This window comes from Lamprobacter modestohalophilus (assembly GCF_016583905.1).
GTDB classification, from domain to species: domain Bacteria; phylum Pseudomonadota; class Gammaproteobacteria; order Chromatiales; family Chromatiaceae; genus Lamprobacter; species Lamprobacter modestohalophilus.
Map to the genome: position 1 here is coordinate 92,359 of NZ_NRRY01000003.1, position 19,167 is coordinate 111,525.

General features: G+C 62.7%; 17 protein-coding genes. 8 read left to right on the forward strand and 9 right to left on the reverse strand.

Translation table 11 applies throughout. The annotated features are described in order from the left end of the window. Together CKO42_RS02580 and CKO42_RS02585 are read right to left on the reverse strand one after the other, a co-directional pair. Positions 1-1,050: a V0D/AC39 family V-type ATPase subunit gene (locus tag CKO42_RS02580; protein ID WP_200238208.1), complete on the reverse strand. Its 1,050-nt coding sequence runs from the start codon at positions 1,048-1,050 to the stop codon at positions 1-3. A 24-nt stretch (positions 1,051-1,074) separates the two neighbouring features. Beyond that, positions 1,075-1,392, reverse strand: a complete 318-nt coding sequence (locus CKO42_RS02585; protein WP_200238211.1) for an ATPase — start codon at positions 1,390-1,392, stop codon at positions 1,075-1,077. A gap of 580 nt (positions 1,393-1,972) precedes the next feature. Here CKO42_RS02585 and CKO42_RS02590 point away from each other — a divergent pair. Beyond that, the gene (locus CKO42_RS02590; RefSeq protein ID WP_242479063.1) at positions 1,973-2,953 is read left to right on the forward strand and encodes a 5-bromo-4-chloroindolyl phosphate hydrolysis family protein; all 981 of its coding nucleotides are present in this window, start codon (positions 1,973-1,975) and stop codon (positions 2,951-2,953) included. Positions 2,954-3,075: 122 nt separating this feature from the next. Here CKO42_RS02590 and CKO42_RS02595 read toward each other — a convergent pair whose 3' ends face one another. Then, complete coding sequence (locus CKO42_RS02595; RefSeq protein WP_200238214.1) at positions 3,076-3,420, reverse strand: hypothetical protein; 345 nt, start codon at positions 3,418-3,420, stop codon at positions 3,076-3,078. Between the two features lie 356 nt (positions 3,421-3,776). On the opposite strand from CKO42_RS02595, the gene CKO42_RS02600 reads away from it, so the two are divergent. Beyond that, positions 3,777-4,958, forward strand: coding sequence for a toxic anion resistance protein (locus tag CKO42_RS02600; protein ID WP_200238217.1), 1,182 nt, complete (start codon positions 3,777-3,779; stop codon positions 4,956-4,958). A 132-nt stretch (positions 4,959-5,090) separates the two neighbouring features. Here CKO42_RS02600 and CKO42_RS02605 read toward each other — a convergent pair whose 3' ends face one another. Together CKO42_RS02605 and uvrB are read right to left on the reverse strand one after the other, a co-directional pair. Beyond that, the gene (locus tag CKO42_RS02605) at positions 5,091-6,257 is read right to left on the reverse strand and encodes an ATP-binding protein (protein ID WP_200238220.1); all 1,167 of its coding nucleotides are present in this window, start codon (positions 6,255-6,257) and stop codon (positions 5,091-5,093) included. 109 nt (positions 6,258-6,366) lie between these two features. Next, a complete protein-coding gene (uvrB, locus tag CKO42_RS02610; protein ID WP_200238225.1) occupies positions 6,367-8,373 on the reverse strand; it encodes an excinuclease ABC subunit UvrB in 2,007 nt (668 codons plus the stop codon). Positions 8,374-8,648: 275 nt separating this feature from the next. Between uvrB and CKO42_RS02615 the strand changes: the two genes are divergently transcribed. From CKO42_RS02615 to CKO42_RS02630, 4 genes are all read left to right on the forward strand, one after another. Beyond that, positions 8,649-9,836, forward strand: a complete 1,188-nt coding sequence (locus tag CKO42_RS02615; RefSeq protein WP_200238229.1) for a pyridoxal phosphate-dependent aminotransferase — start codon at positions 8,649-8,651, stop codon at positions 9,834-9,836. 202 nt (positions 9,837-10,038) lie between these two features. Beyond that, a complete protein-coding gene (locus CKO42_RS02620; protein ID WP_200238232.1) occupies positions 10,039-11,136 on the forward strand; it encodes an efflux RND transporter periplasmic adaptor subunit in 1,098 nt (365 codons plus the stop codon). Next, positions 11,133-14,276, forward strand: coding sequence for an efflux RND transporter permease subunit (locus tag CKO42_RS02625; protein ID WP_200238235.1), 3,144 nt, complete (start codon positions 11,133-11,135; stop codon positions 14,274-14,276). Before CKO42_RS02620 ends, CKO42_RS02625 begins: the two co-directional genes overlap by 4 nt. Before the next feature lie 8 nt (positions 14,277-14,284). After that, positions 14,285-14,809: a hypothetical protein gene (locus CKO42_RS02630; protein WP_200238238.1), complete on the forward strand. Its 525-nt coding sequence runs from the start codon at positions 14,285-14,287 to the stop codon at positions 14,807-14,809. 29 nt (positions 14,810-14,838) lie between these two features. Here CKO42_RS02630 and rpmG read toward each other — a convergent pair whose 3' ends face one another. The 4 genes from rpmG to CKO42_RS02650 form a co-directional block, all read right to left on the reverse strand. Further along, positions 14,839-15,006: a 50S ribosomal protein L33 gene (gene rpmG, locus CKO42_RS02635; RefSeq protein ID WP_093034499.1), complete on the reverse strand. Its 168-nt coding sequence runs from the start codon at positions 15,004-15,006 to the stop codon at positions 14,839-14,841. Positions 15,007-15,083: 77 nt separating this feature from the next. Continuing rightward, on the reverse strand, positions 15,084-15,320 hold the full coding sequence (gene rpmB / locus CKO42_RS02640; RefSeq protein WP_200238241.1) for a 50S ribosomal protein L28: 237 nt from the start codon (positions 15,318-15,320) through the stop codon (positions 15,084-15,086). A gap of 203 nt (positions 15,321-15,523) precedes the next feature. Further along, positions 15,524-16,201 (reverse strand): RadC family protein, encoded by a 678-nt coding sequence (gene radC, locus CKO42_RS02645; protein ID WP_200238243.1) that lies wholly within the window; start codon positions 16,199-16,201, stop codon positions 15,524-15,526. Positions 16,202-16,752: 551 nt separating this feature from the next. After that, positions 16,753-17,112, reverse strand: coding sequence for a type II toxin-antitoxin system TacA family antitoxin (locus CKO42_RS02650; RefSeq protein WP_200238247.1), 360 nt, complete (start codon positions 17,110-17,112; stop codon positions 16,753-16,755). Between the two features lie 107 nt (positions 17,113-17,219). Here CKO42_RS02650 and coaBC point away from each other — a divergent pair, with 107 nt between their 5' ends. Further along, positions 17,220-18,707, forward strand: a complete 1,488-nt coding sequence (coaBC, locus tag CKO42_RS02655) for a bifunctional phosphopantothenoylcysteine decarboxylase/phosphopantothenate--cysteine ligase CoaBC (RefSeq protein ID WP_338034832.1) — start codon at positions 17,220-17,222, stop codon at positions 18,705-18,707. Next, entirely contained in the window at positions 18,685-19,143 is a 459-nt protein-coding gene (dut, locus tag CKO42_RS02660) for a dUTP diphosphatase (protein ID WP_200238250.1), read from the forward strand. Before coaBC ends, dut begins: the two co-directional genes overlap by 23 nt. Positions 19,144-19,167 lie beyond the last annotated feature (24 nt).

Genomic DNA, 19,167 nt, shown 5'->3' on the forward strand with positions numbered 1-19,167 from the left:
TCACGCGGCGGACTGCAAAGGCAGCGCACAATCCGGTGGATGCGCCTCGACAGCGATCTCGACCAGATCGCGCGGTAGGCCCAGCAGTTGTCCTTGCACCAAGGCGAACAGCATGAGCACGCCGTGCTCGCGCAGGATCAAATAGGCGAGGCTGCGAGCGACGCCGGAGTGGCCACGGGCGAGCAGGCGACGAGCCTCCTGGGTGACATAACCGCCGAGGCGTTGCTGCACCTCGATCGCACTCTGGCTGCCGGCGAGCGCGCTCTTCAGTGGTTCCGGCAGGGCGGCGATGATCTCCTCAAGACTGTCGAGATTGACCAGCGTCAGCAGTCGGTCGCGATGCAGCAGGCGCACCGAGGGAACCAACTGATAGAAGGTCTCACTCGGCGAGAGCGCATACGAGAAGCGAAAGCGTAACAACCACATCAGCGCGACGCGATCGAGCACCGCGCCGAGCAGTTGTTTCAGCTCAGGCTGGCTGCTTTCATGCACCTGCTGCAGCCGACGCGCCATCTCGCTGTAGTAGCGTTGATCGATGGCGGCTTCGAGGGCGAAGGGATCGCGTTTCTGCTCGAAGACCTCGCGTGCCTGCTTCGCGATCAGGCTGTAGGGACCTTGCTCCAGCTTACGCAGCAGCTCAAGCACACCTTCGGCCTGGAAGAGGTCTTGTTGGGGCAGACGCACATGCGCCGGCAACTCAAAGAGGTTGGCGCGGATCTCGGCTTGGTCTAATTCGTACAACTTGCCGCGCAGCAGGGTTTTGAGGTTGAAGAGTGCGTATTTGCGGCCCCAGGCGAGGATCAACCCGGCCTCTGCGGCCGCCATCGGGCGGATCAGGATGCGCAGCTCGTCGAGCAGGGTATTGATCAGTGCCTGCTTGACGCTGCGGCTCTTCGCACGGCGATCGAGCGAATCCTCCAACAAGCCCTCGAGCCCGAACCGCTGAGCAAGCTCTGGCAGTGAGAGTCCGCACAGGGTCATCACCTCATCCGGATCGACCAGATGTTCGGCCATGGCCGAGACACGGGTATTGAGGTAAGGCTCGTGCATACCGCTGATGGCGATCCGAAAGGCTTAGCGCTGCGTGTCGAGCAACAGGGCGAAGGCGGCGTCGAGGGCCTCCTGTTCACGCGCTTCCGCGGATTCACGCAGATGCACATGGCGTTCTTCGTAGCGGCGTTTGAGCTCGGCGACGGTCTGCTCTGCGCGCTCCTCAGCCTTGCTGATGAAGCCTCGGTGCAAGTCCGGGATGCGCGCGGTGAAACGCTCATCTTCCGCGCGGGCATCACGCAAGGCCGCTTGGATGATGCGCTCTTGCTCTTGCTCGGCCTGTTGAGCGAGGCTTTCGGCCTTCATCTCGGCATCAAGGAGGCGTTTCAGCGTATCGTCCATCGGTGCCTGTCGATCTCGTCTGAGGTTAGCGCGGGGTTCAACCGCTTTGGCGGGGTGCAGGGTAACCTATTCCGTGGCGTTAGTGTCCATGCTTCGCAAGGTCGATTGTTCCGCGAGTCGTCTCGCTGGCTGTCTTGCTGACTGTATCGCTACAGCTTCTGGCCAGAGCTTGACGACGGGGCGTCAGGCCGCTGAAGCCTTGGCTTCCCCGTTATCGTGCCATCTGCGCTGACTGCGAGATTGGGCCATCGCGCGAACGCGAGCTGTTCTGGCTTGTTTTGTCTGGCGATCAGGGAATGGCCATAATATTCACATGCGCGGCGGCAAGCTGCCAAGCGCTGACCGATTCGAGCGCCCCTCAAGGCCAACCAGAGCAAATAACAGCTTAGATGCCAAACGCCTCCACTGTCACCAAGCCACCGACGCAAACCCCGTCGCAACAGCCGTTGCACCCGTTGTCGCAACCGCCGTCGCAACCGCCGTCGCGACCCAGTCTCGGTGCTCGTTTCCTGGGTGCCTTTCTGCTCTTCTGGAGCTTGGGCCTTGTTTCCTGCCAGTCGCTGTTTTTTCTCTAGCCACCATGCGCCAATCGCCACAAGACCTGCAAACGCTGCTCAATCGGCTGGGCGTGACCGGCCCCGCGGCGCAATGGCTGCTGGCAAAGCGTCAGGCCCTAGCGCCAACGAATGCAACGCCTGCTGTGTCTTCACCTGCTGTGTCTTCGCCGGCTGTTGCCGTGCCGATGCGACCGCGCCCGGTGCGCGCTTGGCTGCTTTGGCTGTTCTCGGCGCCGTTGATCCTGGCCGCCTTGAGTGCGCTCGTCGCGGGACGGCTTGATGGCTTCATCGGCGATGCTTCAGCTTGGGGCTTGGTCGCCTTGGCCGCGTTGCTGACGCGGCGGGCATCGTTGCTGCCCGCTGCGCAGGCAGAGCAACGGCGTTTCAGCCAGCCTGGGCGGCGCTGGCAATTTCCGTTGCGTAATCTCGCTGCGGCCTCGCTAGCGGCTGGCACCTGCGTTGCCGCTGTCTATGGCGTTGGCCATCTGCTCGGGGTCGGCCTCGGTTTTGCGGCCGTCGCCGTATTGGCTTATCACCTGCTCTATGGCTTGGAGCCACTGCGAGTAGGGACGCCACTGACAGCGCAAGATAAGGAATCGCGGGCGGTGATCGAGGCCCTTGCCGAGGCCGAAGATCGGCTCATCACCATCGAGCGCGCCGCTGGGGCGATTGGCAATCGCGAGCTGAGCCAGCGGCTGGCGCGTATCGCCGAGCTAGGGCGTGGCATCCTGGCGCAGATTGCCGAGCGTCCCTCCGACCTGCGCCGCGCTCGGCGATTCTTGACCGTCTTCCTAGAAGGCGCGGAGCAGGTATCGGACGGCTATGCACGCACCCATCGGCACGTCGATTCGGTCGAACTCGAGCAGAACTTCCGCACCGTGCTGCTCACCATCGAAGAGCAGTTCCAACGCCAGCGCGAGCGCTTACGCGAGGCCGATGTGCTCGACCTCGATGTGCAGATCGAGGTGCTGAAGAAGCAGCTGGATCAGGAGGGGATTCGCTAGCGGCTTCGTCTCCTGTGACAGCGATGGATCGCCGCAAGCAGGCCTCGTCAGAGGCCCGCTTGGCAGCATCCGCTCGGCTATTTGGGAGGGCGTTTACATGTCTTTCGGAATGTGGATGGACGTTAACCCTCATCGACCAGGCCGACGACGCAGCGAATAGCGGCCTGGTTGTTGCCCGTGGGATAGAAGCTGTTCAGATCGTTGGCGTAGGTCTGGCCATCGATCATCCCGGCGCCGAGTTTGGCGGTCTCGTCGAGGAAGGTCGTATCATTGCTGTTGACGTCTAACAAGTAGTTGATCGGCTGACCGCCGACGCTGAGCTTGCCGCATCGGTCATCGACCTTGTCGAGGAAGGCGTTCGATGCCGGACCTTCGGGGGCGACGAGCGTACCGCCGCACCCACCGAGGATGGCGCCCAAGATGAGCAGACCGCCGGGACGGATGATCGGGGTGAGGGCGCGCGGCATAGCAGACTCCTAGCGTCAGGTCAGGGTGATGAAGGGTCGGGTGATGAAGGGTCGGGTGATGAAGAGTAGGGTGGAGGCGAGCGTGGCCGTCGTTCATCGGGTAACTGGACATCGAACGAGATGACCAAGCCTCTACGCGTCTCAGGGGCGGCTGAGCAAGCGTCAAGTCATCCGGCTGGCTGTTGCAAGTCTCAGGTTTGGCCGAGCGAGCGTCAAGTGATGCGGCTTTTGCGTTGTCGCTCCTGTTTGCTATTCCTTTTGTTGCCCGGGTTTACTATCCCCTCCAAGGACGTTTTCGGCGAAAATCCAGACGTTATCTCCATCAAGGCCATTCAACCGAGCGACGATCACCCACTATGAGCGAGAACGAGCAGCCGCGACAGCCCCAGGGTCTGGTTGAAGCCAGCGCCCAGTTGGCACCTGAACTGAGCGTCCCATCCCGCCCGCATCAGGGCGCTGAGACCGGCCAAGGGATTGTTGCCCTAGCCGATGCGCCGCCCGCCGAGCGCGCCGAGATCAAGGCGCTGCTGGCCGAGCTGGATCTGACCGACAGCAGCGCGATCATGCACTTCGGCGCCAAGGCGCAGCAACAGCTCACCGCAGTTTCCGACCAGATGCTGGAAGGGGTGCGCAACAAAGACACCGGCGCCGCCGGCCAGACCCTCAGCGAGATGGTCGGCACGCTGCGTGGGTTTGATGTCGAGGGATTAGACCCGAACGCCAAGCCCGGTTTCTTCAAGCGGCTGTTTGGTGCCGGCAAGCCGATCATGCGCTTCCTGCAGGAATACGAGGCGGTGCGCGATCATATCGACCGCATCAGCATCGATCTGGAGCGGCACAAGACCCGGCTACTCACCGATGTGACCGCGCTCGACCGGCTCTACGAGGCCAACCTCGATTACTTCCGTGAGCTGGAACACTACATCGCCGCCGGCGAGGCCAAGCTTGACGAGCTGGATCAGCAGACCATCCCGGCACTCGCCGCCAAGGTCGAGCAGGCCGAAGACATGGTCGAGGCACAGAACTTGCGCGATCTGCGCAGCGCGCGGGATGATCTCGAGCGCCGTGTGCACGATCTGCGGTTGACCCGGCAGGTGGCGATGCAGGCGCTGCCGAGCATCCGCCTCGTGCAGGAGAACGACAAGGGACTGATCGGCAAGATCAACTCGACCCTGGTCAACACCGTGCCGCTCTGGCGCCAGCAGCTGGCGCAGGCAGTCACCATCTACCGCTCAGGGCGTGCCGCCGAGACGGTCAAGGCGGCTACCGATCTGACCAATGACTTGCTCAAGGCCAATGCGGCGAATCTGAAGACCGCCAATGCCGAGGCGCGGCGTCAGATCGAGCGCGGTGTCTTTGATATCGAGACGGTCAAGGAGGCCAACCGCTCATTGATCGAGACCATCGAAGAGAGCCTGCAGATCGCCGACGAAGGCAAGCGCGCCCGTGCCGCGGCGAGCCTGGAGCTGGAGCAGATGGAGGCCGATCTGCGCAAGACGCTAGCGGCTGCGAGTGCGCCGCCTCCGCGCGGTGCCTGATGAAGGGAGCGCTTGCATCCGGCACCTCACATCCGTTGCTGAGTGATGCCGATTCTGATCCAGCCGATGAGCGCCTGAAGCAACTCATCGTTCCAGTGATCTGATGAGCGATAGCCTCCGTCGACGCATCCTTTATGCGAAACCGAACAGCTCATCCACCGAACGGTAATCCATCGCCTGCACGCCGTCTTCAAAACGCCAAGGTTTGCCGCGATAGATGATCGCTTGGCGATGCAAGGGGTGGAGTGTTGCAGAAAAACGCTTCAGGCTAGCCTTGAAGACGGTGTGCCAGGTCTCTGCCGCCTTGATTTCAACGCCCGTCATTTCGCCGCCGCTCTTGTGCAGCAGATCGATCTCATTGCCGTGGCTGTCGCGAAAAAAATAGAGATTGGCAGTTCGGCCGCGGTGTAAACGCGCCTTGAGTGCTTCGACGACGACCAGATTCTCAAACAGGCTCCCCAGCAGGGGGTCACGCGCGATCTGCTCGGGTTTTTCGATATCCAGCAGATAGACCAGCAGGCCAGGCTCGATGAAATAGTACTTGGGCGACTTGATGACGCGCTTGCCGAAGTTCTCGAAATAGGGCGAGAGTTTGAAGACGACAAAGGAGGCTTCCAGAATCGATAGCCAGTCCTTAATGGTCTTGCCGTCGACGCCGACATCATTGGCCAGCGACTGATGATTCATGATCTGGCCGACACGCCCTGCCAATAATTTGATGAATTTCTCAAACAGGCCGGCATCCTTGAGCTTGATCAACTGCCGCACATCGCGTTCGACATAGGTTTGATAGTAGTTGGCGTAAGCGGTGCGCGGGCGCTGCGACTTGTCATGAATCCGTGGCAGAAAGCCGTTGAAGGCATAGTGCTCGAAGCTGTCGAACGTGATGCCGCCGCCGGACAATTCGGCAATCGACAGCGGCAACAGATGCAGCAGACCGGTGCGGCCGGCCAGCGACTGGCTGATGGCCGCGCGCAGTTCCAATTGATGCGAGCCGGTCAGGACAAAGCGACCAGTGCGGTTATCGGCATCCACGATGCTCTGTAGGTAGCTCAACAGGTGCGGGGCGCGCTGAATCTCATCGAAAATGACACGATCAGGATACGCCTTGAGGAAGGCACGGGGATCTTCTGCGGCGAGTTGCCGGTTGTCCGGATCTTCCAGACTGATGTAGTCGAAGTCAGGCATCGCCAAGCGCACCAGTGTGGTCTTGCCCGCCTGTCGTGGCCCAAGCACAGTGACGATTGGGTATTCGTTGAGCTGAGTGAGCAGCTCGCCTTGCAGGAGTCGTGGGATCATGTGACCCATCATAGTTTGTGTAATATCGGAGTTCAACTCCAATATTGCACAAACCTGGCGCCTACTTGCACGACGGCAGGTGGATGAACTGGGACTTTAGCGAATGATGTCAGGCCGCCAAGCCGCGCGCGCGCAGCTGTTTGATCTGATCGCGCAGCGCCGCCGCCTTCTCAAACTCCAGATCCTTGGCGGCCTTGTACATCGCCTTCTCTAGGCTCTTGACCTTCTTCGCCATCTGCACCGGTGTCAGGTCGGCGTACTCGGCCATCTCCTCGGCGACCTTGGCATAGTCACGGGCCTTCATCGGCGCGCCTGGGGTGTGGGCCTCGAGGATATCGGAGACCGCCTTCTTGATCGTCTGTGGCGTGATGCCGTGCGCGAGGTTGTGGGCGACCTGCTTGGCGCGGCGCCGATCGGTCTCGTCGATGGCGCGGCGCATCGAGCCGGTGATCGCATCAGCGTAGAGGATGGCCTTGCCGTTGGCGTTGCGCGCTGCGCGGCCGATGGTCTGGATCAGCGAGCCCTCCGAGCGCAGGAAGCCCTCCTTGTCGGCATCCAGGATGGCGACGAGCGAGACCTCCGGCATGTCCAGGCCTTCGCGTAGCAGGTTGATGCCGACCAGCACGTCGAACTCGCCGAGCCGCAAATCCCGGATGATCTCGACGCGCTCCACCGTATCGATATCCGAGTGTAGATAGCGCACGCGGATGCCGTGCTCGCCCAGATAATCGGTCAGATCCTCGGCCATGCGCTTGGTCAGCGTGGTTGCCAGCACGCGCTCATGCTGGGCCGTGCGAAGCCCGATCTCAGAGAGCAGATCGTCGACCTGGGTGCGCGCCGGGCGCACCTCGACCTCGGGGTCGATCAGGCCGGTCGGGCGCACCACCTGCTCGATCACCGCGCCAGAGTGATCGAGCTCGTACTGACGCGGGGTCGCTGAGACAAAGATGGCCTGTGGTCGCCGTGCCTCGAACTCCTCGAAGCGCAGCGGCCGGTTATCGAGCGCCGAGGGCAGCCGGAAGCCGTAATCGACCAGGTTCTCCTTGCGCGAGCGGTCGCCGCGGAACATGCCGCCAAGCTGTGGCACCGTCACATGGCTCTCGTCGATGACGATGAGCGCGTCCTTCGGGAGATAGTCGAATAGCGTCGGCGGCGGCTCGCCGGGTCCGCGCCCAGAGAGGTAGCGACTGTAGTTTTCGATCCCAGAGCAATAGCCGACCTCGACCATCATCTCCAGATCGAAGATGGTGCGTTGCTCGAGCCGTTGCGCCTCGACCAGCTTATCGTTGTCGCGCAGCCAATTGAGCCGGTCCTTGAGCTCGACCTTGATCTGCTCAATGGCGTTGAGGATGACCTCGCGCGGCGTTGCGTAATGGGTCTTTGGGAAGACCGTGTAGCGCGCCACCTTGCGCTTGGACTCGCCGGTGAGCGGGTCGAACAGCGATAGATTTTCGATCTCGTCGTCGAACAGCTCGATGCGCACCGCCTCGTCGTCCGATTCGGCCGGGTAGATGTCGATCACATCGCCACGCACCCGATAAGACCCGCGCGAGAGCTCGATCTCATTGCGCCGGTACTGCAGCGCCGAGAGCCGGCGCAGGATGGCACGCTGATCGATCAGATCGCCGCGCGATAGGTGCAGCACCATCTTCAGATAGGCCTCGGGGTCGCCAAGACCGTAGATGCTGGACACCGTCGCGACCAGGATGACGTCGGGGCGTTCCAACAGCGCCTTGGTCGCCGACAGGCGCATCTGCTCGATGTGTTCGTTGATCGAGGCATCCTTCTCGATATAGGTATCGGAGGCCGGCACATAGGCCTCAGGCTGGTAATAGTCGTAGTAGGAGACGAAGTACTCGACCGCATTGTGCGGGAAGAACTCGCGCATCTCGCCGTAGAGCTGGGCGGCCAGGGTCTTGTTCGGCGCCAGGATCAGGGTCGGGCGCTGCACCCGATCGATGACGTTAGCGATGCTGAAGGTCTTACCGGAGCCGGTGACCCCGAGCAGGGTCATGCCGGCCTCGCCGTCGTTGAGCCCCTCGACCAGCCGGCGGATGGCCTCGGGCTGATCGCCGGCGGGCTGAAACTGCGAGACGAGCTCAAAGGATCGAGACATAGAGGCGTGTTTCCGGACGTCGTTCTTACTGGGCCGTTCGGCGTTGCCGTATGTGGGAGCCAGGGATGCGCCAACGGCCGACCTGCGCGTGACACAGTGTGCGTTGTGACCGGAGGCTCGCTGCATGCGTCGCGCAGTCGTTTCCGATTCGTTATGATCGGGTGCTTGTCCCAGAAAGCCAATCTGCGTCGCAGGCAAGGCGCTCGTGCAGCCTATCGCCCGCTTAACAGCCGCCCCTCGCCAACTTCAATCGCGCTATCCGGAACCCACCACCGATGACCATCAAGCTCTCCACTCGTGTCCAATCCGTTAAGCCATCGGCCACCCTTGCGATCACCGCGCGTGCCAAAGAGCTGCGCGCGGCCGGCAAGGACGTCATCGGTCTCGGCGCCGGCGAGCCGGATTTCGACACCCCGGATCACATCAAGCAAGCGGCGATCGAGGCGATCAACGCCGGGTTCACCAAATATACCGCGGTCGACGGGACCCCTGAGCTCAAACGGGCGATCATCGCCAAGTTCCAGCGCGACAACGGGATCGACTACGCCCCGGAGCAGATCCTGGTCTCCTGCGGTGGCAAGCAGAGCTTCTTCAACCTGGCGCAAGCCGTGCTCGACCCGGGCGATGAGGTCGTCATCCCAGCGCCTTATTGGGTGTCGTACCCGGACATGGTGCTGCTCGCGAGTGCCGCGCCCGTATTGGTCCACGCCGGCGCCGAGCAGCAATTCAAGATGACGCCCAACCAGCTGCGCGGCGCGATGACCGACAAGACCCGGCTGGTCGTCATCAACAGCCCATCCAACCCGACCGGCATGGCCTACACCCAAGCTGAGCTGGCCGCACTGGGCGAGGTACTGCGCGAGTTCCCGCGCACGCTGATCGCCACCGACGACATGTACGAGCATATCGTCTGGCCAGAGCGACAGCCCTTCGTCAATATCGTCAACGTCTGCCCGGACCTGCTTCCGCGCACCCTGGTGCTCAACGGCGTCTCCAAGGCATACTCGATGACCGGCTGGCGTATCGGTTACGCCGGTGGGCCGGAGTCGGTGATCAAGGCGATGAAGAAGATCCAGTCACAGAGCACCTCGAATCCAACCTCGATCTCCCAGGTCGCGGCTCAGGCCGCACTCGAAGGACCGCAGGACTGCATCGGCGAGATGCTCACCGCGTTCAAGGCGCGTCACGACCTCGTCGTCGAACGTCTCAACGCCATCCCCGGCATCGACTGCCTGCCCACCGATGGCACCTTCTACGTCTTTCCGAAGGTCCAAGGCCTCATCGACGCGATCGACGGCGTGCGCGACGACCTCGAGCTCGCTGAGTACCTGATCGAACAGGCCGGCGTTGCCCTGGTGCCTGGCTCCGCGTTTGGCTCGCCCGGATATGCACGCATCTCGATCGCCACCAGCCAGCAGAATCTCGAGCATGCCTTGGAACGGATCGCCAAGGTCGCGGGCTGACCTGTCGCCCGATCTGTCGCCCGATCCGGTACCTGCGCTCAGTTCGCCCGCAGGCGGCTGGCTGGGGCGAACTTCTATCGATGATTGTTGCCTGTTGGCGGAGGCCAAACGCGTCTGAGCCGACGGAGGCAGGTCGGTTCCTGATGAGTTTTGTGCTGAGCACCCCATCTTCACCTGAACCGGAAACCATGAGTTGATGACGATGTCGAGGGCAACACTAGGATTGTTGGGTCTGCTTCTGGTCACTGGCAGCAGCTGGGCTCAGCCGCAATCGCCAGGGGTGATCCTGAGCGAGGCACGGGTCGCGGAGGTCGCCGATCGGGTCGAGGCCCTGGGGACGCTGCGCGCGAATGAGTCCGTCACCATCACCGCGACGGTGACCGAGACCATATCAGTGATTCGCTTTGAAGACGGTCAACAGGTCGCGGCCGGCGACGTGCTGGTCGAGATGACCAGCCGCGAGCAGCATGCGCGCCTGGAAGAGGCTCAGGCGCGGCTCGCGGAGGCCGAGCAACAATACCAGCGCGTGAAATCACTCGAGGCCACCGGCTCGGCCTCGGCCTCGCTGCTCGATGAGCGGCGGCGTGACCTCCGCGCGGCGCGTGCGACCTTGGCCGCGATCGAGTCTCAGCTGGCTGATCGATTGATCAAGGCCCCCTTCGCTGGCGTAGTCGGGCTGCGCAACATCAGCCTCGGCGCGCTGGTTGAGCCTGGCGATGTGATCACGACACTCGATGACGATCGCTCGATGAAGCTGGATTTCCCAGTGCCGAGCCTGTTCTTGCCGTCACTGAAGCCAGGGCTGGCGATCGAAGCGCGCTCCCCCGCGCTCGGCAATCGCCGCTTCGAAGGTGAGGTGTCGAGCGTCGCCAGCCGGATCGATCCAGTCACCCGCACGGTTCAGGTCCGCGCCCGAATCGACAACCCCGAGCGGACGTTGCGGCCTGGGCTGTTGATGCAGGTCGAGCTACTGCGCGATCCGCGTGAGGCGGTGATGGTGCCGGAGGCGGCGATCCTGCAGCGCGGTGCCGAGCACGCCGTCTTGGTGGTCGAGGAGGGTGCCGATGGCGAGATGACGGCTGAGCGCCGACCGGTTGAGGTCGGTCTGCGGCGCCCGGGAGAGGTCGAGATCCTGGCCGGCCTGAAGCTGGGTGAGCGGGTGATCACTCATGGGGCCGACAAGGCGCGTCCGGGGCAGCCGGTGCAGGTCATGGCGATCGATGACGGCAGCCGGCCGCTCGCGGAATTGCTGGCGCAGCCGGCCAGTAACAGCGGCGACACCCTGGAGCGCATCCCTTGATCCTGTCCGATCTTGCTGTCACTCGGCCGGTCTTCGCCAGTGTCCTGTCGCTGCTGCTGGTGGCCTTCGGGCTAGTCGCCTTCGATCGCCTGCCGCTGCGCGAGTATCCAGATATCGATCCACCCGTGGTCTCGGTCGAAACCGTCTATCCGGGCGCTGCGGCCTCGGTGGTCGAGACCCGCATCACGCAGCTGATCGAGGATCGGATCGCTGGCGTCGAGGGCATCGAGCGCATCGAGTCAACCTCCGAGGACGGCGAGTCGAAGATCACCATCGAGTTCAAGATCGGGCGCGATATCGACGGTGCCGCCAACGATGTGCGCGATCGCGTCTCGGGCGTGCTCGATCAGCTGCCGATCGAGGCCGAGCCACCGGATATCCAGAAGGTCGATAGCAGCGACGATGTGATCATGTGGCTGAATCTGGCCAGTGAGAAGATGACCGTGCCCGAGCTGACCGATTATGCGCGGCGCTATCTGGTCGATCGCTTCTCGGTGCTCGATGGCGTGGCGCGGGTGCGGGTTGGCGGTAGCCAGACCTATGCGATGCGGGTCTGGATCGATCGCAATGCCTTGGCGGCCCGCGGCTTGACGGTGGCGGATGTCGAGCAGGCCTTGCGTGCCGAGAACATCGAGCTGCCGGCCGGCGGGGTCGAATCCATCGATCGTCAATTCAGCGTGCGCACCGAGCGCAGTTTCCGTACCGCGGCCGACTTTGCGCGGCTGGTGATCGCGCGCGGCGATGACGGCTATCTGGTGCGCTTAGGCGATGTCGCGCGCGTCGAGCGCGGGACCGAGGAGGATCGCACCCTGTTCCGCGGCAATGGCACGCCGATGGTTGGGCTTGGCATCATCAAGCAGTCGACCGCGAACACCATCGCGGTGGCCGATGCGGCCAAGACCGAGATGGCGCGGGTCAATCCGACGCTGCCGCAGGGCATGCAGATCTTCCAGAGCTATGACACCTCAGTGTTCGTCAAGGACGCGATCGGCGAGGTCTACAAGACACTGGCGATCGCGATTGTGCTGGTGGTGCTGGTGATCTTCCTGTTCCTGGGCTCGGTGCGGGCGATGTTGGTGCCGGCGGTGACCGTGCCGGTGTCGCTGATCGCCACCTTCAGCGTGCTGCTCGCGCTCGGCTTCACGGTCAATATCCTGACGCTGTTGGCGCTGGTGCTGGCGATCGGCCTGGTGGTCGACGATGCCATCGTCGTACTCGAGAACATCCATCGGCGCATGGAGCAGTATGGCGAGACGCGCTTGGTCGCGGCCTATCGGGGCACGCGTCAGGTCGGCTTTGCGGTCATCGCGACCACCATCGTCTTGATCGCCGTGTTCGTGCCGATCGCCTTCCTGCAGGGTGATATCGGGCGGCTGTTCTCGGAGTTCGCGTTGACCATGGCGGCGGCGGTGAGCTTCTCGACCTTCGTCGCGCTGACGTTGTCACCGATGCTGGCTTCGAAGGTCTTGCCGGAATCCCATCAGCGGGTCAGCCTGACCGCCGGTGTCGACTGGGCCTTTGAGCGCCTGCGCGCTGGCTACACCCGGGTGTTGGCCTTCTTCTTGCGCCAGCGTTGGCTGATCGTGCTGCTGCTGATCGTGACCCTCGGGCTGGCCTGGTGGCTGTTTCAGCAGTTGCCGAAAGAGTACGCGCCCAGCGAGGATCGTGGCGCCTTCTTTGTGTTGGTCAACGGCCCGGAAGGTGCCTCCTTCAGCTACATGGAGGAGTACATGGACGAGATTGAGCGCCGCCTCTTGCCTTATGCCGAGTCCGGCGAGGCGATCCGGGTCTTGGTGCGCGCGCCGCGGGCCTTCGGCAATACCGAGGTCTTCAACAGCGGCATCGTGATCATGGTGATGGCGCCGTTCGGTGAGCGACGACCGAGCCAGGTCGTCATGAACGAGATCCGTGCCAAGCTCGGGGATCTGCCTGGGGTGCGCGCCTTCCCGGTGATGCGCCAAGGCTTCGGCTCGCGTATCCAAAAGCCGGTGCAGTTCGTCATCGGCGGCGGCACCTATGAGGAGCTGGCGGCCTGGCGCGATACCCTGGTCGCCGAGATCGAGCAGGACAACCCCGGTCTGCAGGGGCTGGATTGGGACTACAAGGAGACCAAGCCGCAGCTGCGCGTGGAGATCGACTACGACCGCGCCGCCGATCTCGGTGTCACCGTCGAGACCATCGGTCGCACGCTGGAGACCATGCTCGGCTCGCGCCGGGTGACCACCTATCTGGATGCGGGCGAGGAATACGATGTCATCGTCGAGGGCGAGCGCGACGAGCAGCGCACGCCGGCGAGTCTGAGCAATCTGTATGTGCGCTCGCAGCAGACCGGTGAGCTGATCCCGCTGTCGAATCTGGTGCGGGTGAATGAGACCGCGGAGTCGAAGAGCCTGAACCGCTTCAATCGGGTGCGCGCGATCACGCTGGAGGCCAATCTCGCCGATGAGCTGCCGCTGGGCGAGGCCTTGGCCTATCTGAATGCCCTCGCGGCCGAGCATCTGCCGGAGCAGGCGATCATCGACTACAAGGGGCAGTCGGCGGATTTCCAGGATTCGAGCCAGGGCATCCTGTTCGTCTTCCTGCTCGGTATTGCGGTGGTCTATCTGGTGCTAGCGGCGCAGTTCGAGAGCTGGGTGCATCCGCTGGTGATCATGCTGACGGTGCCGCTGGCGATGGCCGGGGCCTTGTTGGGACTCTGGCTGACCGGGCAGTCGCTGAATATCTATAGTCAGATCGGGCTGATCATGCTGGTCGGGCTGGCGGCGAAGAACGGCATCCTGATCGTCGAGTTCGCCAATCAACTGCGCGATGAGGGCAAGGATTTCGATGCGGCGTTGTTGGAGGCCGCAGACGTGCGCTTACGGCCGATCATCATGACCGGGATCACCACGGCGGCCGGCTCGATCCCGCTCTTGCTCAGCAGCGGGGCGGGTGCTGAGACGCGCACCGTGATTGGTACCGTGATCCTCTCTGGCGTGCTCGCGGCGACCCTGTTCACGCTGTTCGTGGTGCCGGTGGCCTATTCGGCCTTGGCGCGAGGCACCCAATCGCCAGGTGCTGTCGAGCGGAGGCTGGCGGAAGAGGAGTCGGCACAAGAACAGGCGCAGCCGGCGGCTGTTCCACCACCACATGCGCACTGAATCGGCCCGTGTTTGCGGCCATTCGGGCAGAGGTGAATGGTTGGGCGCGCAGTCTGAAGCGCTGGCGACGCCCGCGCAGGCTCCTGCTGGTCATGGTGCTGGCGCTGCCACTGATCGGCCTGCTGCGCCAGTGGCTCTGCTATATCGAGGTGGAGGGCGAGATCAGCGCGTTGTCGAGTGCGCAACTGCTGCAGGTCGGTGAGGCGCGGGTCAGGCTGAATGAGGTGGTGATCACGAACCAGCCGGCGTCCGCGCGCGAGGCGCGTCGCTACCTACAGGCACAACTGCTGGGTCAGTCGGTGCGCTGCCGCGGCTGTCGGAGAGGGGAGAGCACTGTGATCAGCGGCTGGTGTGAGCTGCCCGATGGGACTCGGGTAGAGCGTCTGTTGGTTGAGGCCGGCTTTGCTCGCGACTGTCCAGCAGCCTCTGGCGGCCAGCATGCGGCCTTCGAGACCGCGGCTGCTGAGTCGATTCCGTTGCCGGATCGCTGCCGGCCTTGGATGCGACGCGGCCCAAGACCGCCGATTCGCTAGCAGTCTGTGACCACTGACGAATCCAATCGCTACTTAATCTTGCCTTCCTTGTACATCACGTGCTGGCGCACCACGGGATCAAACTTCTTGATCTCCATCTTGCCCGGCTGATTGCGCTTGTTCTTGGTCGTGGTATAGAAGTGCCCGGTTCCAGCGCTGGAGTTCAGGCGAATCTTATCGCGTGCGGCCTTGGCCATGGTTGCTCGCTCCTGGAATGCTTATGGGTGCTTGGAATGCTGAGTAGGTGTGGATTCGGTGTTGATTCGGCGCTGGCTCAGACGCGCTCGCCACGCTTGCGCATGTCAGTGAGTACCGAGTCGATACCGAGCTTGTCGATGACGCGCATGCCCTTGGTCGTGACGCGCAGGCGAACCCAGCGATTCTCGCTCTCGACCCAGAAGCGATGATAGTGCAGGTTCGGCAGGAACCGGCGCTTGGTCTTGTTGTGGGCGTGAGAAACGTTGTTACCGGTCAGCGGCCGTTTGCCGGTGACCTGACAGATCTTGGACATGGTGGTGCAGGGCTCCGATGCGGGTGGTCTCTGCGGCGATGGGGCGGGCGAGTCCTGGAGCCTCGAGCCGACCGCTGCCACAACGTGCGCCGCCGACGCAGGACGCTGGCGGATCACGATGAATGCGAAATACTAAGCCGATAAAAGCTAATGGAAAACGCAGCCAACGTCAACTTCTATGATCACCAAATCGCCCATTGAGGCTAAATCAGCCCGCGCTCGGCGAACGAGGTGCCGTCTTGCTCGCCGACGATGATGTGATCGAGCACGCGGACCTCGACGAGATTGAGGGCCTCCTGCAGGCGCTTGGTGATGTGCAGGTCGGCCTGGCTGGGCTCGGCGACGCCGCTGGGATGATTGTGGGCGAAGATCACCGCGGCGGCGTTCCAGCGCAGGGCCTCCTTGACCACCTCGCGCGGATGCACGCTGGCGCCATCGATGGTGCCGCGGAACAGCTCCTGATACTCGATAACGCGATGCCGGTTATCGAGAAACAGGCAGGCAAAGACCTCATGTGAGAGGCCGCGCAGGCGCAATTTGAGATAGTCGCGCGTGGCATCCGGGCTGGTGAGGACATCGCGACCGGTTAGCTCCTCGCGCAGATAGCGGCGGTTGATCTCCATCACCGCCTGTAGCTGCGCATACTTGGCATCGCCAAGGCCCTTGGCCTTGCAGAAATCGCGCTGGCTCGCAGCGAGCATGCCAGCCAGACCACCGAAGGTCTTGATCAGATCACGGGCCAGATCGATGGCGCTCTTGCCGGTGATGCCGGTGCGCAGAAAGATCGCCAGCAGCTCAGCGTCGGTGAGCGATTGGGCGCCGCGCTTGAGGAGTTTCTCACGCGGACGCTCGTCCTCGGGCATGTCGGTGATCTTGGTCATGGGGTCTCCGTTCGGTCCTTTGGCTAACGCCGGGAACAGTGGCTCGATCTTATGCATCGGCAGAAAAAGCCGAAGAGTTTGCTCTGGGAACGGCCTGAAGTCGTATCGTGCATAAAATTCTGCCGCCTGCTCATTGAGTGCATCGACGATGACGGCGAACGAAGCGATGGACTGTGAGTGATGAAGTGAGCGATGAAGAGCGTCCAGTAGAAGGTATTCCCCAAGGCCCTCCGCGCGCGATCTCGTGTCGATGGCGAGGCGCCCCAGTAAAGTCGCGGGAATCTGTGGATAACGTGGCAATCTGCGGGTGATTTCTGTTGGGAACTCACCGAGTAAGATGCTGATGGCGGAAAGGGTATAGAAACCAATGATGCACGGACTATCGCCCTTCGTTAGCGCGAAGGGCGCTGCTATCCGTTTCTTCGCATCCTGCCGAGCCTGCTTGCGCAGATAGGCATCGAGTGACGCTACGCCGCACGAAAAGTAGCTGCGATCATGATGTGGGCCGAGGGGTTCAATCCTTAGAGAGGGCTCGGTGCTGGCTTCCTGCATCAAGACTGCCGACGCTGCAGGTATCGCTGTGCAGCAGCATGGAGCCGCTCGCCGGGAGGCTCGTCGTCGAGCAGGGCTTCGACAAAGGCCTCCTGATCACGCCTGCTCAGGCGGAGGCGTTCATGCTCTAGCAAGGTCTCTTTGGCCGCTTTTTGGGCTCTACTGACGACGAAATCCGCTAAAGATTGGCCTTCCAATGCGGCGGCCCTGCTCAAAAGCTGCTTTTGCTCCGTAGTGATCCTTGCTTCCAGTCGCTTTACCTGGTGCTGATTGACGCTGTTGAGTGTTTCCGACATCTGTTGTCCCAGTTGACGGCTAATCTGTGCTAACAATCTACGGCAGATAAACGCGCGATACAATCGATCTCAGCACAGCTGCTGAACCGAGACTAACCGGTTGACTGTACCTTGATCGGGTATGATGCAGCGCTAGCATTGACGAGGTTACTCAGTAGAGGTTGCCGACAGTGATCGAGCCCCGTGACCAGGAATTGCAAGCGCAGTTAGTGCATGTACTGCTTGGCATCAGCGGCGGGATTGCGGCTTACAAAAGCGCCGAGTTGGTGCGGCGTCTAATCGAGCGCGGCGCTGAGGTGCGGGTGGTCATGACGCGCGCAGCGCAGGCCTTCATCACACCGCTGACCCTGCAAGCGCTCAGTGGCCACCCGGTGCGCACGGATCTGCTGAGCCCGGAGGCCGAGGCGGGGATGGATCATATCGCTTTGGCGCGTTGGGCCGATCAGGTGCTGATCGCGCCAGCGACCGCCGATCTGATCGCGCGTCTGGCCTGCGGGCTGGGTGATGATCTGCTGACCACGCTGGTGTTGGCGACTGAGGCGCCGGTGGCGATTGCGCCGGCGATGAACCAGCAGATGTGGGCGCATCCGGCAACCCAGGAGAATGTGGAGCGCTTGGCCGCGCGCGGGGTGCGGATGATCGGCCCCGCGGTTGGCGAGCAGGCCTGTGGCGAGCAAGGTGCTGGGCGGATGGAGGAGCCAGTCGCGATCGCAGAGGCGGTTTTAGGCGCTCATGGTTTAGACGCTCATGGTTTAGGCGCTGATCAGGCGACTCATAATGCAGCCCAGGGTGGTGCCGAGGCTGAGGCCCGCGCTGGAGCCCAAGCTGCACGCGCTGGAGCCCAAGTGACACGCGCTGGAGCCCAAGCGGCAACGCCGACAGCCAAACGGGCGCAGCAGCGGCAGGATGCCGTTTCGAGCCGCGCTGGTGCTGGTGCTGGTGCTGGTTCAGCTGACGCTGAGCGGATGCTGCAGGCGACCACCTTCTCCAACGGCCATCCCCTCGCCGGGCGACGGGTGCTGATGACGGTGGGCTCAACGCGCGAGGCGATCGATCCGGTGCGCTTCATCGGCAATCGCAGCTCAGGCAAGATGGGCTATGCACTTGCCGAAGCGCTGCGCGCCTGTGGTGCGCAGGTCATGCTGATTGCTGGGCCGACCAGCGTTCCGGCGCCGGTCGAGATGATGCGAGTGGATGTTGAATCGGCGCTGCAGATGCGGGTTGCGGTGATGGTGCAGGTGTACACCTGTGATCTTTTTATCGCTACCGCTGCCGTCGCGGATTATCGTCCTGAAGCGCCGGTCGATGGCAAGATCAAGAAGACCGAGGCAACAATGACGCTGACCTTGGTGCGTAACCCCGATATCCTGGCCGAGGTGGCGGCCTTGCCGAAGCCGCCGTTCACGGTCGGTTTTGCCGCCGAGACCGATGATCTCGAGCACTATGCGCGGGACAAGCTCGAAGCCAAGCAGCTGTCGATGATCGCTGCCAATCGCGTCGGTGACGGACCGGGTGGATTCGAGTCTGATAAGAACGCGCTCATCTGCCTGTGGCCAGGCGGTGGCCGGCGTGAGCTACCAATGATGTCCAAGCCGGCGCTGGCCACGGCGCTTGCGGATTTGATCGCCGAACGCTATGCCGCACAGTCTGCAGGTTAAGGTCTTGGATGAACGGCTGGGTGGCGAATTCCCGCTGCCGGCCTATGCGACCACCGGCTCCGCCGGGCTGGATCTACGGGCGATGCTGGCCGCGCCGCTCGAGCTGGCCGCTGGCGCCGTTGAGCTGATCCCAACCGGGCTAGCGATCCACATCGCTGATCCCGGTCTTGCGGCGATGATCCTGCCGCGCTCTGGGCTCGGCCATCAGCATGGCATCGTGCTCGGTAACCTGGTCGGGCTGATCGACTCAGACTACCAAGGCCAACTGATGGTCTCGTGCTGGAACCGAAGCGCCGAACCCTTCCGCATCGAGATCGGCGAGCGCATCGCGCAGCTGGTCTTGGTGCCGGTGGTGCATGCCGAGCTCGAGCTGGTGAGCGCGTTTGATCAGAGCGCGCGCGGCGAGGGCGGTTTTGGCCATAGTGGTCGGCATTGAGGCGATTGCCTTTAAACCTGATAC